The organism is Aliikangiella coralliicola (assembly GCF_007004725.1).
GTDB classification, from domain to species: domain Bacteria; phylum Pseudomonadota; class Gammaproteobacteria; order Enterobacterales; family Kangiellaceae; genus Aliikangiella; species Aliikangiella coralliicola.
In genome coordinates this window covers 309568-325867 of record NZ_ML660164.1, presented here as the reverse complement: position 1 = coordinate 325867, position 16300 = coordinate 309568, and the positions used below count along the sequence as shown (strand labels likewise).

General features: G+C 42.0%; 12 protein-coding genes. 3 read left to right on the top strand and 9 right to left on the bottom strand.

What is annotated here, in order from left to right; translation table 11 throughout:
• Positions 1–98: 98 nt before the first annotated feature.
• The gene (locus FLL46_RS12635; RefSeq protein WP_142893886.1) at positions 99–1946 is read left to right on the top strand and encodes a TolB family protein; all 1848 of its coding nucleotides are present in this window, start codon (positions 99–101) and stop codon (positions 1944–1946) included.
• Positions 1947–1965: 19 nt separating this feature from the next.
• On the opposite strand, the gene FLL46_RS12630 is transcribed toward FLL46_RS12635, so the two are convergent.
• From FLL46_RS12630 to FLL46_RS12610, 5 genes are all read right to left on the bottom strand, one after another.
• A complete protein-coding gene (locus tag FLL46_RS12630) occupies positions 1966–2874 on the bottom strand; it encodes a DMT family transporter (RefSeq protein WP_142893884.1) in 909 nt (302 codons plus the stop codon).
• Positions 2875–2913: 39 nt separating this feature from the next.
• Positions 2914–3579 carry a PepSY domain-containing protein gene (locus FLL46_RS12625; RefSeq protein WP_142893882.1) on the bottom strand — a complete coding sequence of 222 codons (666 nt, stop codon included), beginning with the start codon at positions 3577–3579 and terminating at the stop codon, positions 2914–2916.
• 84 nt (positions 3580–3663) lie between these two features.
• Positions 3664–4491 carry an SDR family oxidoreductase gene (locus tag FLL46_RS12620; RefSeq protein WP_142893880.1) on the bottom strand — a complete coding sequence of 276 codons (828 nt, stop codon included), beginning with the start codon at positions 4489–4491 and terminating at the stop codon, positions 3664–3666.
• A 223-nt stretch (positions 4492–4714) separates the two neighbouring features.
• Positions 4715–5293 (bottom strand): lysozyme family protein, encoded by a 579-nt coding sequence (locus FLL46_RS12615; protein ID WP_142893879.1) that lies wholly within the window; start codon positions 5291–5293, stop codon positions 4715–4717.
• Positions 5294–5352: 59 nt separating this feature from the next.
• Positions 5353–7740 (bottom strand): DNA polymerase II, encoded by a 2388-nt coding sequence (locus FLL46_RS12610; protein ID WP_142893878.1) that lies wholly within the window; start codon positions 7738–7740, stop codon positions 5353–5355.
• Positions 7741–7969: 229 nt separating this feature from the next.
• On the opposite strand from FLL46_RS12610, the gene FLL46_RS12605 reads away from it, so the two are divergent.
• Entirely contained in the window at positions 7970–9010 is a 1041-nt protein-coding gene (locus FLL46_RS12605) for a zinc-dependent alcohol dehydrogenase family protein (RefSeq protein WP_142893877.1), read from the top strand.
• 132 nt (positions 9011–9142) lie between these two features.
• Here FLL46_RS12605 and FLL46_RS12600 read toward each other — a convergent pair whose 3' ends face one another.
• The 4 genes from FLL46_RS12600 to FLL46_RS12585 all read right to left on the bottom strand — a co-directional run bounded on the left by FLL46_RS12600 (position 9143) and on the right by FLL46_RS12585 (position 15524).
• Entirely contained in the window at positions 9143–9754 is a 612-nt protein-coding gene (locus FLL46_RS12600) for a hypothetical protein (protein WP_142893876.1), read from the bottom strand.
• A 187-nt stretch (positions 9755–9941) separates the two neighbouring features.
• A complete protein-coding gene (locus tag FLL46_RS27950) occupies positions 9942–10100 on the bottom strand; it encodes an SEC-C metal-binding domain-containing protein (protein ID WP_425456740.1) in 159 nt (52 codons plus the stop codon).
• Between the two features lie 108 nt (positions 10101–10208).
• Positions 10209–11387, bottom strand: a complete 1179-nt coding sequence (locus FLL46_RS12590) for a tetratricopeptide repeat protein (RefSeq protein ID WP_142893875.1) — start codon at positions 11385–11387, stop codon at positions 10209–10211.
• A 228-nt stretch (positions 11388–11615) separates the two neighbouring features.
• Positions 11616–15524: an ATP-binding protein gene (locus FLL46_RS12585; RefSeq protein WP_142893874.1), complete on the bottom strand. Its 3909-nt coding sequence runs from the start codon at positions 15522–15524 to the stop codon at positions 11616–11618.
• 505 nt (positions 15525–16029) lie between these two features.
• On the opposite strand from FLL46_RS12585, the gene FLL46_RS12580 reads away from it, so the two are divergent.
• Positions 16030–16299, top strand: coding sequence for a hypothetical protein (locus tag FLL46_RS12580; RefSeq protein WP_142893873.1), 270 nt, complete (start codon positions 16030–16032; stop codon positions 16297–16299).
• The last annotated feature ends 1 nt before the right edge of the window (position 16300 follow it).

The following is a 16300-nucleotide window of genomic DNA, read 5'->3' as shown; positions in this document are numbered from 1 at the left end:
CCATGACATACGCTGACCAACTCAGCGCGAATTTTACCTGATAATTCAAGTCACAACCGCTACCAAATTCAATCAGTAAAAATTATTTTGGAGCCCTGATGACTCAGATAAAAACATCCTATTTTACCAAGTTCGTGCGTAAGCCAGTTTCCATTTTGAGTAGCTTACTCGTACTTTTTCTAATCGCATGCAATAACAGTTCAAATAATAACTCCAGCACAAATACCGTAACCGGCACACCTCCACCTTTGGCTAATATTTTCAAAAAATACACGAATGTTTTCGGAATCACGATTTACGCCACATCACAAACACCGAATGATAAGATCCTTCACGCGGCGAACATCATGGCGGAATACCTCGACAACAATGAAGATGGTGTCGTCGACAATCAGCAAGTTGTCGACCGCCTGAAAGCAGACGGTGCAGCACTTTTAATGGCAAGCAATCAAAATGAATTAGAATCATTAATGAATCAGATCCCTGAGAGCGATGCCTATCAAGACCTTTACGCCAGTGAAGTGTTTCCAAATGGTGCCTCTCAAGGTAACTTCGACGCCTCGCTAGAGGAAGTGCTGCACTTGATCACCCATGTTGGATTTTCCAAAGTTTATCCGACAGACTTTGGTGAACAAGCTGGCTCGAAAATCGCTGATGCGATGGATGTAGCCAGAGGCGGCCACTTTCAGAGCATACCCGCCAACTATCCTGATTCTGCCTGGTACACTTATGATGATACTACTTGCAATTATTCCTGTATGATCACCGAGTACACCTACTGGGCGCTAACTTCAATTTTAGGCGCGCAGGAATTTCCTGGAAGATTAGAAGAAATTCAAAACGAGTGGAAACTCAATACTAGAGAAAAAGTCGCATCACAAGACGCCCTGGTTTTTGAGTTATTGACCGATCAAAAGTTCTTGCTTCCAACTTTATTACCTGATGGTAATTACTCCGCGCATAATTTTGAAATCACAGATAACTCAGACACAACGAGCGGCAACACCAATAATGTTTTACAAGCCGTACAAAATGCGAACCCCGGTTTTAAGATTGCCTTTGGGGATACCACAAAAATTTACATGATGGACCCCGATGGTTCAAATGTCGAAGAATTAGCCGATGGTTCTCCAATTTCCGGTTATGTCGCCTGGGGTCCCCAAGCCAAATATGTTTACTTTGCAAGCGCGAAAGGCGAACCGGAAAGTGCCTGGGAAGCATTTCGCGTAAATACACAAACCAAAGCGCTGACTCAACTTTCAAATTTTGATCAGGATGTGCGCTCACTGGGAGTTTCTCCTGATGGAAAATATATCGCCATATCAGTAATGACAGGAAATTCCAATATAGGTAATAACAATGATAATCTGACTCAGTTTTCCACCAACTTGTACATTATGAAAATGGCCGATGCCGAATCGATCTGGTCTTCCGGCGGACAAATTACCCTCGATGACATGAATACATTAGTCAGTTCACCGTCCGCCGATCAATTTTGGTACGAAGAGCTACATTGGAATCCAGCATCACCTGATGACGACGAAGAACCACTACTGTCTTATACACAAACCTGGCGTTATGATGAAGACGATGTTTCTTACACCCATGCTTTTACCATTCGAGCCGATGGAACGGAACAACAATTGGTAGCAGAAAATAAAGACCAGCCTATCTGGAACTTTGCCGGAGACACATTGTGTTTTCTTGATTTATCTTGCATTAACCTAACCACAAATCAATCACTACAGCTAGCAGTAAGTGGCATCAATGAAGAAATATCAACGGTTGCCACCTCCCCTGACGGCACTTTCATATTATTTGAAGTGGGTGACGAAAACCGTAAAGCCGGTATCGCTAAATTTAGTGAAAGTACAGATAATCCAGGGATGGTTATTGAGAACGTGAATGTCTATGAACCAAGATGGTCTCCAGTTCCACTTAATTAACCTGAGTTTGATTAGCTAACTAACTTGAGCGGGCTTTTTCACTTCGACCCAGGAATTTATCTCCCCAGTTGAATAGGATTAATCCCAAAATAACAAAGCCCGCTCCAGCGACTAGCTTATAGCTGATAGTTTCATCGTTAAAATACGCGCCTATGGCAAGTGCCAGTACAGGTGTCATTAGCGTAATCAGCGCAACAACACTCGCCGCCAGTTTTTGTAAAATATAATAGTAAGCGACAAAACCAATCAGTGAACCAAATATTCCAAGGTAAATAATTGCTATTATGGCTCTGCTCTGCCATTCGGAAATCGGTAGTTCTCCATCAAGTAATAACCAGGCTAAAACAAAAAATGGAATCGTCACCCACAACGCACCAACAGTGGTAGCGATCGGATTAATTTTTATTTGAACAGTTTTAACTAAGACCGCGCTATAACTGAATAAAATCACAGCTAATAAAATATAAATTAAACCCGGCCAGCTTTCAGCACTAACCGCGAGCCCATCAGAGAAAACGATGGTAAGCCCCACCAAAGACAGTGCAAGTGAAATTTTCCTGATACTGGAATGCTTTGCTTCGCCCAGAATCTTTTGTGCAAATAAACTGGAAAAGATCGGCGCTAACCCAAAGATTAACGAAATCACACCGGAAGGTAGATAAGTCGCAGACAAATAGGTGAAAAACATACCACCGAAAATACCGAAACCAGAATAACAATAAAGCCGACGCGCATTAGCTGTTGTCGGCCAGTCGATTCCTCGGATCTTAATAATCAAAGTGCCTAATACCGCAGCAATTAACATGCGCAATAACACTGCCATGGTGGGATCGACTGATTCACTACTCCAGACAATACCAAGCGGTGTTGTTGACCAGATCAACACCACTAGAAGATAGGATGCTGATACAGAAAAATCGGTTTTCATGTTTACTTATTTCGATCCTGCTTCATTCGCCATCACCTGCTATTGGTTTTTAACCCTTCGCCTGAAAGTCATTAGCGTCCCCAGTAACGCGAGTATAACAACGACAGTTAAGCCTATGATTCCCAATACTCTGTCAATTGTTTCTATGCCGGTCCATTGCAAATAATGAATTTTATACATACGATTAATAAAGTGTGTGTCAGGCCCTTTTTGATAAAACTTCAGTTGTGACCAATTAAGGTTAATTACCACACCGGTATCCATAGTCACCTTTAAATCTTCGATAGTCTGAATATTTCCATATCGTTGCGGATTCATTTGAACCGCATCATCTACCAGACGACGAACCTGTCGCATTGTTGGTGTATCATTCACCTGCATTGTTTGCGGATCAATATGATGCCACTTATCACTTTCTCGAACTAACAAGTGTAACCCCAGAATTGATCGCACCCAACGCATCTCCTGCCAGCCCGGTTCAGTAGCAACCTCTGGTAATTGTGCTAATGAGTATGTCTGGATTGAAAGTTTCTCATAAGCCTGTTTATAGCCAGGCTTAACAAAGAAAAATACACCTGTGACCGCCCAGGCCAAAAAAGGTAACAACATTAATAAACCAAGATATTGATGAATTTTTTTCATTTTCAATTGATTGTTAATTCTAGCTTTCTTTTGCAAAAAATGATTATACGCCAGGCAAGGCATTAATTAACCTATATTTTAGTTATGGTTTGTGTGAGAGTGCTTAGTATTAGTGAAACGAGAAACGAAAGCTAAGCTATCAGCTAACTAACCTTTGGTCAAAATACGATCCATCGCTCTGGCTGAGAGCAGTCGCTTAAGCACAGCAAATAACTTGGTTGGAAAAGTAATCCGATATCTTAGCTTGGGGCGTTTACTTTCAAGTGCATGAAGCAAGCATTTGGTTACCGCTTCCGGGCCTAAAGTAAAAGCAGTGGTTGCTCCCTTTTTTTCAAGGCGTTCCAGTTGCAACTGATAATTTTCGGTGTGATAACTATTTTCCCAATCAATGTTTTGTCTAAATTTTAATGCAGCGGTTTTGCGAAAATTTGATGTAATCGGGCCTGGCTCCAGCAATGAAATATGAATTGGCGAATCAGAAAGTTCTAACCTGAGTGTATCAGTTAATCCTTCAATTGCGTACTTTGATGCGTTGTAAGCACCTCGGTATGGCATACAAACGACGCCCAACACCGAACTATTCTGCACGATTCGACCGTGGCCTTGCTGGCGCATCACTTTGATCGCTAATCGGGTTAAATGATGCCAACCAAATACATTAGTCTCGAATTGTTGGCGGAGTACATCGGTTGATAAATCTTCGACAGCACCGGCCTGGCCATATGCACCATTATTAAATAAATAATCCAGCGTACCACCTGTTTTCTCTAAGATCAGTTTAAAACACGCTTCAATACTCTCGGCATTATCCAGGTCAAGTGGTAAGCTTTCTAACCCAGCCTCGGTTAACGCAGCAACATCTTTCTGCTGCCTAGCGGTGGCAAACACGCGGTAGCCTCTTTCGTGCAATGCTTTAGCTGCATGTAACCCAATTCCGGTTGAACAACCTGTGATAAGTATTGATTTTGAAGTCATTAAAATTAAAACCTGAGTATTTTTCTACTTGTTGAAACACTGTTTAAAAACGATTGGCAGCAAACTCAACGCCGGACTTCCATTTCCACCGACATGTCCATTTCCGGCTTGGCAAAAATCGGCAATGAGAGCAATTCTAAATTTGCCATGGTGATGGCTCTCTTAGCAAACTTTCTTAGCAAACTGTCTTAGCACACTTGCTTGAAGTTAATTTTTAATATCGTCATATATCATCTAGCGCTCTTAAGGTGTTTACCATATTTCTGGCTCGCTGATGAACCTGTCTGGCCCATTTAGAATCAAGATGTTCATCGGCAGCATGGCTATAAGTATACTCTCCGGTCCGATTAACTGCCGCTGTTAATTTCCTTAAACCGTTTTTGAATTTTGAGTAACCACCGTGACCAATGTTAAAACAAAGCTCAGTCATAAATCGTTGCACGACATAGTTTCCGCCAATATTCATTCCATACTGACGAGTCAGTTTTTTGGCCGAACCCAAATGCTGCTCGACATCTTGCGAAAGTTGCATCATCACATCTTGATCAGAAACACCAGCATAACAATCATAAGGTTCATTACCGGTAATCAAATGGCCAATTCCCACGGTATCGAGCCCTTCAGAATCAATGTAGGCAGGCCAGGTGTTATTGTTCATGCAATATTGCGCGTCACAATTTTTCGCAGCCTTTAGTCGGCCGTCTCTGAGCTGGGCGTATATCGCTGCTTTATTACCCTCATGCTTTTCAATCGATGCTAATAGTTCGTCGTCGCTTGCCAAAATCCAATCTTCATTATTCATCACTATTCTCCTTTCTCCTTGATTACTCTACTAAAACCGAATTCATTCGGGGTCCGCTATCAAAACAACCCCATTTGCGCGTCGACAATCTCACTAAACGAGAGTCCGACAAATGGTAAAATAGCATCGGCCACCGGTTGAATCTGTTTATCAATGTAATGTTGATAATCTATTTTAGCAGAAATATATTCGACCGGCTGTGGGCCGCTAACAGTCATGACATAAGTTATCCAGCCTTTCCCCTGGTATCTTAAAGGCTTATCCTGTTTGCGATTTTCTTCATCGGCGAGTCGCGCGGCTTTCACGTGAGGCGGTATATTCTTAACGTAACTGTCTAATCGTCTTCGTAGCCGCTTTCGATAGGCCAGCTCACCGTCTTTTTCTCCGTTTAAAGTCTGCTCAACAACACGGCGAATAAAATCTTGCGGGTCTCTATCATGAAATATCAGTTCATAAAGATTTTCCTGAAAAGACTTGGCTAAAACCGTCCAATCTGTTCGCACATTTTCCAGCCCTTTAAAGACCAGTTTTTCTGTCGAGCCCGTTTTAATAAGCCCCGCATAGCGTTTTTTACTTCCCTTTTCGGAACCTCTGATAGTTGGCATGAGGAAACGGCTAAAATGGGATTCAAATTCCATCTCCAGGCAACTCTCGATCCCAAATTCAGAAGCCAACTTTAGTCGCCATTCACAATTAATATACTCGGCTAAAGAACGGCCAATTTCACAGGCTTGTTGATCAGAAACATTTTCACTCAATAAAACAAAAGTTGAATCTGTGTCGCCATAAATCACTTCCAATCCTTGTGATTCAATCCATTTCGCAGTCTGCTGCATGATAGCGTGTCCACGCAAAGTAATTGAGCTCGCTAAACGAGTATCATAAAATGGGCACCCACCGGATCCGAGCACACCGTAAAAGGAGTTCATCAAAATTTTAATCGCTTGAGAACGCGCTCCATCCTGTTCTTTTTTGGCTTGATCACGTTGTTGCCAAAGCTCGGTGATAATATCCGGCAACAAATGTTTGTCTCGAGAAAAACACCCGCCTCTAAATCCTTCGATCGCTTCGTCAGGAGCCTTGAGCCCTTCAACTAACCCTAGCGGATCAATTTTAAAAGTTCGAATAATTGAAGGATAAAGACTCTTAAAATCGAGCACTAGAACATGTTGATAAAGCCCTGGTTTTGAATTCATCACGTAACCACCAGGACTTGCTAAACCGCCACCGTCCGGCAAGTTAGGAGACACATACCCCTGACGGTGGAGCTTTGGCAAGTAGAGATTAACAAATGCAGCAACCGACCCGCCCGCTCGATCAAGTTCTAACCCCGTGAGCTGACTACGAAAAATGAGAAACTCAAGCAGCTTAGCTTTCTTAAAGATGTCCCAAACCAATACACAGTCTTGTAAGTTATAATTGGCGAGTTTTTGTTTATTATATTTAAAATCGTGATTGATTGTTTCCATTCGATTATCAACGTCTTCAGTGGATTTTCCACGGCCAAGAAAATGTTGCGACATGGCTTCCAAACTGAAACTTGGAAAAAAATAAGACTCAGCTTTAAGCGCCGCGATACCGTCAATAACAACTCGTCCATCAAGTGCCAAAAATCCCTGGTTCATTTCGGTGCGACTTTCTCGCCAACGGGCATAGCTTTGGTTTCGTCCTAACCGAAGTTGCATACCATGTAACTTGGCGCGTTTGATCAACAATCGAAAATCAAAATTGACGACACTCCATCCAATAATAATATCTGGATCATAATCACCAATAATTTCCTCTAATACATGTAAAAGCGCGACTTCATTTTCGACCCACTTGATGTAATCAATATCTTCGTCAACAGGTTGTTGTTCTCCAATCATAACGACTCGGTTAAAGTCTGCCCCATATTTCTTACCATAAAAACCAATACTATATAGCTCTCCTCTTTCCGAACACTCGATATCCAGGGAAATCACTCGAAGTTCAGGAACATACTCACAGGGTTTTACCTTGACATTTTTATATTCAATATACCCAGAACAGCCATCTCCGCGACGGTCGATCACATCACCGATAAACTCGACACCGCCATACACGAACCTTTCCATCAGATAACGATCTTCCAGGCGGATTCCCCCTTCATAAAAAACAATATTGTTTTCGTTGAGAATAGAACGAGCTTCATAAAAGGACTTTAATTGATTGAAATATAATCCAGATACCGCTTGGTGAGAAAATGTTTTAAGTGAGAGTGCTTTTACTTCAAACTGAGTGCTCAGGGGTTCAAGTAGTTCTTCCACAACGGCTTGTTGCGAGTGCTCTACGAAGAACACTGGACGCTCCCCGGAAAGACAAAGCTTGGCAGGGCCTTTTTCTGTGGATAACCACAACTCAATTTCAGTTCTTCCCTTGCGGTCAAAACTATTACGAGTGAGTAGAAAACCTTTTTCGGTTACCATTCAGTACAACCTTAAAACAATTGAGTCACTAGCGAGTAATTATGAGATAGCTATTATACTTAATTTTCGTATTCCTCGGTGATTTATACTTTCGTTACTTTAAAAATGTACCGAGCCGCCAGGAAGCCTGACAATTTTTAATTACAGTGACTTTAAATACCATGCTATATTTCTGCTTAGCATATTTTTTTATCAACTTTATTTACCGTCAAATTTGAAAAGCTGAATAATGAAAGCTATCGTTTACGAAAATTTTAAACAGCTGCCGAGCCTTCAAACGGTTGCCGATCCCACACCATCACCCCATGGTGCAGTCGTAAAAGTTGCGGCCAGCGGTGTTTGCAGAAGCGACTGGCACGGATGGATGGGCCATGACTCTGACATCCAATTGCCCCATGTCCCGGGACATGAACTAGCAGGTACTATCGAGGCAATTGGAAAAAACGTCTCACAATGGAAAATTGGAGACAGAGTCACAGTGCCATTTATCGCCGGATGTGGCAAATGCGGTGAATGCACTAGTGGCAACCAGCAGGTTTGCGCTAACCAAACCCAGCCAGGTTTCACTCACTGGGGTTCCTTCGCTGAATACGTTGCGATTGATTATGTCGATAGTAACCTGGTAGCCCTCCCTCATTCGATAGATTTTGTGACTGCAGCAAGCTTAGGTTGTCGTTTTGCCACTTCTTTTCGCGCAGTTGTTGCCCAAGGAAAAGTGCGTGGCGGACACTGGGTAGCAGTTCATGGGTGCGGTGGAGTGGGAATATCTGCGGTGATGATTGCAAGCGCGCTCGGCGCGTCAGTCATCGCTATCGATATTAACGAGGATAAGTTGAAGTTTGCTCAATCTCTCGGTGCAATTGCTAGCATTAACGCCAGTAATCACATAGATGTTATTGAAGCAATAAAATCGATTAGCGGCGGCGGGGTTGACGTTTCTCTTGATGCGTTGGGTAGTCGCGAAACAAGTTTTAATTCTGTCGCCAGTCTTAGAGCACAAGGAAAACATATTCAAGTTGGTTTAATGGTTGGAGAAAATCGTCACTCTCCACTACCGATGGATTTGATATTAGCCAAAGAACTAGAAGTTATCGGTAGTCATGGAATGCAAGCTCACGCCTATCCAGCGATGATGCAAATGATTGCCCAGAGAAAGTTAGCGCCACAAAAACTGGTGAGTGAAAAAATTAACTTGCAACGGGCAATTCACGCATTGACCAATATGGATAAATTTGAATCTCTGGGAGTAACGGTTATTAACGAGTTTTAGTCAGTTCACCGACTTTGTAAATACAGAAAATAAATTAAGCCTGGTAGTATGTTTCTTAAAGCATTTCTACCGGGCTCTCTAGTTTTTCAATAAATCAATGGCCTGAGTAATAAAGTCCAATGGACTTGACTGTTAGCGGACTAAACCAAACTGTTCTACATAACGAGGCCATAATTCATCAAACCGCCGTTTCGCATATTTTTCTGCAAACTCCTCGCCACCGTTCATCACTTTTTGGTTTTTACTTCTCAACCGATCAACATGATGACCTAGCTCATGTAGAAAAACATGCATTAACATAAAAGCTTTCGCTTGCGCTTGAGTGAAATAACAAAGCCAACTCTCTTCCTTTTCTTCGCATACAACACCAATACATTTAAAATAGTGATGGTGCGCCTGAAAGTAGGACTTATTTAGCTCCACCCACATTTCCCGGCGCCATGCAGAAAGCCAGATTATCCCCGTGCCTTCCCGGTTAAAATGTTCGTATAATCCGTCAAAATCATCATTTCCCGAGTCGAGAATAATTGATTCTATTCCGACAGAAATTTCACACCAATCTGGAATAATTTCAACAAAATCGTGGATATCTTTTTTGGTTAACACGTGTGTAAACCCTTTAGCCGGTCGAACTCGATCAACCACGTAGCCGAGCCGCGCTGTTTTAACATGATTATTTTTTCTTTGGACCAGACCACCGATAACTTTCGGCGAAGTTTTTCTATTATATTTTGCTCGCATCATTATTTTCCTTTTCCCATTACTCCGCGCACAACTAACCAACCCAATTTTTGGGCTAACTAAAGTGCGCACAGTTTTATTTACCGTCCAGTAATAATTGAACGGTATTTTTTAATCGAATGAAGTTTATTCCCTGAAATAATGATCCCGTTGCGAACCATCGAGCCGACCAGATTTAAGACAGCACGCCTTAAAATCTGCGGCCGGAACCACAGGGGCAAGGATCATTTCTTCCGAGTTTTTCAGAAAGTTCTTTATTGCCGTGAACTACTCTATCACCGCGTTTAACTTGTGTTTCTGAGGGATAACCTTTTTTTCGCTTGCTAGTCGCTTCAAAAGAAAAAGTTATGAATTGAATTGTTGAATCGCATGACGCACCTCCTAGTAACTTTCAAATTATTTGAGTGCGGGAGGAATTCTATTTTAATTTAAATTAATTTTCCAGTCCTTTTAAAATTTAATTAAAATTTTTATTAGCAATCAACTGCGTAAGGTAATCATACTTCGCCTGGTACATGGAAGTGGTTTCTTTTTTGTGTGTGTTTTCAATCGCTTTTTTAATTGCCTGTCGTGCTGACTTCAATTTACCCAGAGAAAATTGAGCGCGGGCAATACCTTCATAGGGCTCGTGTAAATAATCAGCCATCTTCGCTGCTTTTTTATAGTAGTAGATTGCTGTCGAATAATCTTCTGCTTCATAGGCAATATTCCCCAGGCTAACCCATTTATAAGGATCGGGATCATCATACTCACTTAGTTCCGCCGCAATTTTGGCTGCGTCTTCGGTGCGTTCCAGGCGAACTAATAAAAGATGATAGTTGTGTAATAGTTCAAAACGCTCGTTGCCATATTGAAGACCATACTGATAAATCCTTTCAGCATAATCAGGGTATCCTGCACGACTATGAATAATCGCCAGCATATTAATCACATGGGGGTCATTCTTATTTAACTCCAACCCTTTTTTTAAATACCAGAATGCAAGATTATCGTTATCTTTAGTTAAAGCTTCAGCAGCTTTATTGCGGTAGTACATGGTATAGAACTCAATTTCATCGACATTTCGTAGTGCCCGTGTTCCCGCCGATGGAAAATAATCCACTCGAATAAAGCCACGCCAAAAAAGCTGACGCTCTTCATATTCACCGATTCTTGGTTCAAATAATAGTGTTCGAACATGCTGGGCACTTAATACAAAATCACCTTCTTTTTGATAAATCGGCGGTGTCGAAACCAATTCATACCCGACTTCGACATTAACAACATCGGCGAGTGCTTTGGTCACTATTGCTAATGACAAACAATTGCCGAGATTTTGTGAAAGTGCGTCATGTGCCGTTAAAGTATCAGAATAAAAGTTAAATTGATCGAGCTTATCGCGCAAATAGCGTGAGATTTTTCTGTTGGGTAATAATGAGCGATAACGGAGACTGTTGAAGTGTCTAAGAAAATCTTTTTTCTGCTCAGCAGTTAACTCAAAAATACTGTCAACGGATTCAATCGGTGGAACAGGTCCAAAATGAGAATCGTCAAGCATAGGAAGGTCTGGCTGCGTACTCAACCCGGTTAAGGGTCCCCTTGTCGGTTGAGTACCACAAGCTGTCAGCAAAACAACTAGCAAAACAAGTAACCGCATACTTTAATATTAGCTTAAAATTCGCAATTAATCAGGAAAACCGTGTGGAATAAAGTTGAATTTCGACTTTTTGATCAAGTCATATTAGTGCTCATACTAAAGCTCATTTCTTTTGATTATTAAGATTATTCTTTAAAAAATATTTATTTATAGCCGAATTTATAGCCGAATTAATACCCATTACCATTTGCGCACATTTTAGTAAACCACAATTAAACCTTGGCTTGACTATTCACTTTGTTCGCCCTTTTCTCGATGAATATGATTCTCTTCAGGCGCGTTCCTTTGTTCGTTTTTTTTCAGAATATCTGATTTTTCTTCATATCGATAAGTCACATCCAGGTGTTTTGATAACATTTCAAAAATACGCTGCGCGCGGTAGGGTTTGCGCATAAAATCATCGCAGCCCGTCGCCAGGATACTTGAGCGCTCTTGTTCAAATACACTTGCAGTTAATGCAATAACAATAGTGTTTTGTCCTTGTACCGTACTTTTTATTTTTTTTGTCGTTTCATAACCATCTAGAACCGGCATGCGCATATCCATCCAGATTAAATGTGGACTCCACGACCGCCAGGTTATCAGTGCCTCTTCGCCATTTTTTGCGCTGCGAACGTCAAAACCAACATCGACTAATAACTTCGTCAGCAAGTCATTATTTTCCTGGCTGTCATCAACAACTAGTATACGAAATGAAGGCTGCCCTTCCGCTAAGCCAACTATTCGATCAGTGTCGGCGTCTAACGTAGCGATTTCATCAGCCTCGATAATATCAATCTCAAACCAGAACCGCGTGCCGATACCGATTTCACTGGCAACTTTGATGTAGCCGCCCATCATGTTGACAAACTCCTGACTGATAGTCAGTCCCAGCCCAGTTCCTTCTCTAGCTTGACGGCCAACTTCGGTTTGGCCAAATGGTTTAAACAACAATTTCATTTCAGATTCATCGATGCCTGGTCCCGAATCTTCAACTTCAAAGCTGAGCCTCGGCGTTGGCCGCCGGTTATATATCATTCTAAGTGTGACATGCCCTTGTTGAGTAAACTTAACCGCGTTCGATAAGAGGTTCGTTAACACCTGCCTTAACTTCCTTTCGTCAGTTCTGATAGAACTGGGCACTTGTTTAGTGCCTTCAATTTTCAATTGAATACCTTTTTCCTTTGCTCTTAAACTAAAAATATCTTCGAGGTTTTTTAACAACTCAGGTAATTCGAATGACTTGAGATCAAGCGTGGTTCGCCCTGCTTCTATCTTAGCCATATCAAGAATATCGTTGATCAATTCAAGCAAGTGTTCGCCACTGCGATGAATTGTCGTCTGAAATTCGATAATCTCTTCCGGCAGTCCAGGGGTCAACGAAGAAAGTTCGGAAAATCCAAGAATAGCATTTAAAGGGGTACGCAACTCATGGCTCATATTGGCGAGAAAAATACTTTTCGTTTTATTGGCCGACTCAGCTGTTTCTTTGGCTTGCAACAAAGCTTCATTGGTATGTTCCAGCTCTCTGGTGCGACGTTCCAATGCCCTTGTTCTTTTTCTTACGGCCAGTGACAATTCCCTGTTATGGGCTCGCAGTCCTCGCATTCTTAGCTGGTACCCTCCCCAGATCAAAACAAAGACTATCAAACTGTAGAGAGTCCAGGCCCACCAGGTTCGATACCAGGGAGGTAATATTTCGAAAGAGTAAGAGTCTTGCAGGCTGATGATACCGTAGGCGTCTTTGGCTTTAACATGAAAGACATAGCGGCCTTCAGGCAAATTGGTGTAATCTTTATCTGTCTCTTCACTCCATTTTGACCAGTTATCAAAACCTTCTAAACGAGTTTGGTATAAATTCTTTTTCGGTACATCATATCTCGGTGTCGCGAAAGTAAAACGCAACGCATTGTTCTCATAGGGCCAAATTGCTTTTTCGTTGCGCGAATCTCGATAACCGTCAAATATGATCTTATCGCCGGAAGTGGAGATGCGACGGATCCAGACCGGATACTGAATATCTATATTGAAAGATTGTGAGGTATCCAGGCGGATCAGCCCCCCTCGACTGCCATACCATAAATAGCGCCCCTTATCCCTGAAAGCCATATGAGTCGGCGCCTGAAATCTTCTTAATACGGTTGGTTCCCAGGTATAATCACCATCCCCTGCAGGTTTGGCAACGCCCGATTCGATGCCCGCATCTATCCATACATTTCCATCAGTATCTTCCAGCACATAGTCCATCTTCGTTCCGGGCGTTAAAAATTTATCAAACGTGGTATCGCGCACGAATTTAGTCGATTCGCTCAATTTATCAGTACGAGTCAGCTCATCTGCCCGGATTAAACTACCCTCTCGATTTGACTGTTCTGATAGGTCTGTTGGGCGCATCAATCCTCCGTTCGACAAGGCTGCTATTTTGCCGCCGATACCACGCACGTCGGTCCAGCCACGCGCTAATCCATGCTCGTGATTAAAATGCGTAATGACTGGCTTACTGGTAGAATCATTAAAGTTTTCAAGTCTGATCACACCTTCATGGGAGGTTCCCAGCCATAATTGATCGCGGGCCTCCTGGTAAACGGTTCTCACATTTTGGGTAATCCCTGGTATTTGGCCGTCATACTGCCACTCCCCCTGGCGAAACGTCAGTTTCCCTAACCCATTTGATAAACCGACATAAATACTATCTTTGTCAAATCTTGACCGGTATAGAAAAAATGCGTGTTCACCAAGCAGATTCGCTATTATTCGCTGCGAATCAAGGTTTATTACGTGCCTGGAACAAGCCGCGAGTAACCCGGTTTCTGTGGAGAGCAAAGACCAACATGCGTCGGTGATATCCGAGACGCTTTCAAACCGGCCGACTTCTCCAGACAAGGGTTTCATCTTTAGCGCGCCTAACATAGTCGAAACATAGAGTTCTCCTCGGTGACGCTTCATGCTAGTAACAAATGACTTCAAGCCGCTGGATTTATCAAAAAAAGAAAAATACTTTTTCACGTCAACGCGTGCTAGCCCATTCCCCAGCCCCAACCAAAGCCCCCCCTGATTATCGACAAATGCCGATAGCACCATATTGTTACGTAACCCCGCAGTTTCATTAATAACTCGCACAAGTCGCCCGCTACTATCCAGCAAAAAAGCGCCATTGCGAATTGTGTTGATGACTAACATACCATTCGGTAAAGCCAGCCCTCGATGGGGTCTGGCTTTTAGTATCCGATCACCCAGAGCAGGATTGAAAGTTGCGCAAGCTTCCTCCAACGGCAAGTTGTTTTCACACCGAATAAGGCCGTGATTAATTGTCACGATAAGGTAGGCATCGTTTTCCATCGGCAGTAGCGCTGTAATGGTATAAGCGGGATCTCCAGCTTTAGGTCCACCAGCAACCAACATTAGCTCATCATCAATCACTCGAAACAAGCCGCGCTCTCTTTCTTGAATCAGTAAGTGACCGTCAATCTCAAACGAATTGGCAAAACTTGAATTTTTCGGTTTAAAGACTTTCATTTTGCCGTCATGCCATCGAAACAGATGAGTGTAAGAGCTAAAATAGATACCTTCATCCAGAGAAATAACCTGCCATATATCATTAAAGTTACGCGCTTGTGCTGGAATGTGCTCAACCAAGGATACATACTCGGTTGTGCCTTTATCATTTGGTGCCAAATAACCCAATTCCGTCGCGGCTCCAACGTAAACTCGTCCCTGTTTGTCCGCAGCCAGCGATCGAACAACACCTTTATTTGGCGTTGATATCAATCTCCAGGTGACGCCATCGTGTTCCAAAATCCCTTCGCTATTGGCGACGTAAATAAAACCTCTATTGTCTTGCGTAATACCCCAGTTTTGCATATGGGCACCGTAATCTTCAGCTGAGTAGTTATTAATTGTAAAAAGGCCTACTTCAGAAAAGTCATTCTCAATCACTTTGTCAGGTTGACTTGAGGAAAGGCTGTTATTGGTATTTTGAGATTGAGTGAGCTTTGAGGAATCTTGATGTGACGTTGAGGCACGAGCAGATAGGTGGTGAGTAAAAGCGCCGAGAAAGAATAAAGTAAAAAATAAAGTTTTGGTCCATCCCGCAATGATTACTCGAGCTTTGCTGTCCTGGTTCCTAAAATAAATATTTATTCTTTTAAACTCAAACATTTATCTTTGGTCACTCATGTTCAACCTGCCGAGTTGTCGAGTAGAAAACTTTCAGAAAATTTGATTTCCCACATAGTAAAATAGAAATTCCTTCGATATCAATCTCGCCGATTTTTATTAATGCGCCGTTTTACGCGATGAGAAATAACCAAACCAAATAAAAACATGCCTTAAGTGTGCTTTTCTCGCTTTAAAAAATCTCACCCACCAATAAAAAATACGTCAAAAATAACAATTTGTCCACTACACACGAAATTAAAATCAGCCATCCTGATAATTCCTCGAAACCCACTAAGGTCGGCGATTCAAACTCGACAACATTCTCACCAAAGTCATCGATTCAAAACGATTCTGGTTCTCATTTAACTTCAAATATTGTTGTTGAGTTTAACGAGCTAAACATCAAAAAACCGGATAAAAATAACAATCGATAATTTGAATCAGTTAAACCACGTGTTATTTTACTGGAAATCAAATATTTTGTTCGCACACTCGTGGAATCAGTATGCAAGAACTGGACGATAAAAAATTCACAATAACCATCTTTACCAATATATTTCTTGGTGTACTAACGCTCATTTGCTGCCTGTTGGCATTCAATCTGACTGTGACTTCAGTTAACCTTTCGATGCTTGGTGTCGTCATAAATGCACTCGCATTAGTGGTCGCTCTTTCATCCTATATGCTGACTAAGTATCACCAGGTGCGTGCTGTTGTTAGAATTGCTATCGCTGTTGAGCTGGTTTGTTTATTTGTACTTGCGCCAACAATTTAAT

Excerpts from the sequence above, each read along its gene's own strand:
- FLL46_RS12615 (WP_142893879.1), bottom strand. The coding sequence starts at position 5,293 with ATGAATAATGAAGATTGGATTTTGGCAAGCGACGACGAACTATTAGCA.
- FLL46_RS12625 (WP_142893882.1), bottom strand. The coding sequence starts at position 3,579 with ATGCCTTGCCTGGCGTATAATCATTTTTTGCAAAAGAAAGCTAGAATT.
- FLL46_RS12605 (WP_142893877.1), top strand. The coding sequence starts at position 7,970 with ATGAAAGCTATCGTTTACGAAAATTTTAAACAGCTGCCGAGCCTTCAA.
- FLL46_RS12580 (WP_142893873.1), top strand. The coding sequence starts at position 16,030 with ATGCAAGAACTGGACGATAAAAAATTCACAATAACCATCTTTACCAAT.
- FLL46_RS12585 (WP_142893874.1), bottom strand. The coding sequence starts at position 15,524 with ATGTTTGAGTTTAAAAGAATAAATATTTATTTTAGGAACCAGGACAGC.
- FLL46_RS12635 (WP_142893886.1), top strand. The coding sequence starts at position 99 with ATGACTCAGATAAAAACATCCTATTTTACCAAGTTCGTGCGTAAGCCA.
- FLL46_RS12620 (WP_142893880.1), bottom strand. The coding sequence starts at position 4,491 with ATGACTTCAAAATCAATACTTATCACAGGTTGTTCAACCGGAATTGGG.
- FLL46_RS12600 (WP_142893876.1), bottom strand. The coding sequence starts at position 9,754 with ATGATGCGAGCAAAATATAATAGAAAAACTTCGCCGAAAGTTATCGGT.
- FLL46_RS12590 (WP_142893875.1), bottom strand. The coding sequence starts at position 11,387 with ATGCGGTTACTTGTTTTGCTAGTTGTTTTGCTGACAGCTTGTGGTACT.
- FLL46_RS12610 (WP_142893878.1), bottom strand. The coding sequence starts at position 7,740 with ATGGTAACCGAAAAAGGTTTTCTACTCACTCGTAATAGTTTTGACCGC.
- FLL46_RS12630 (WP_142893884.1), bottom strand. The coding sequence starts at position 2,874 with ATGAAAACCGATTTTTCTGTATCAGCATCCTATCTTCTAGTGGTGTTG.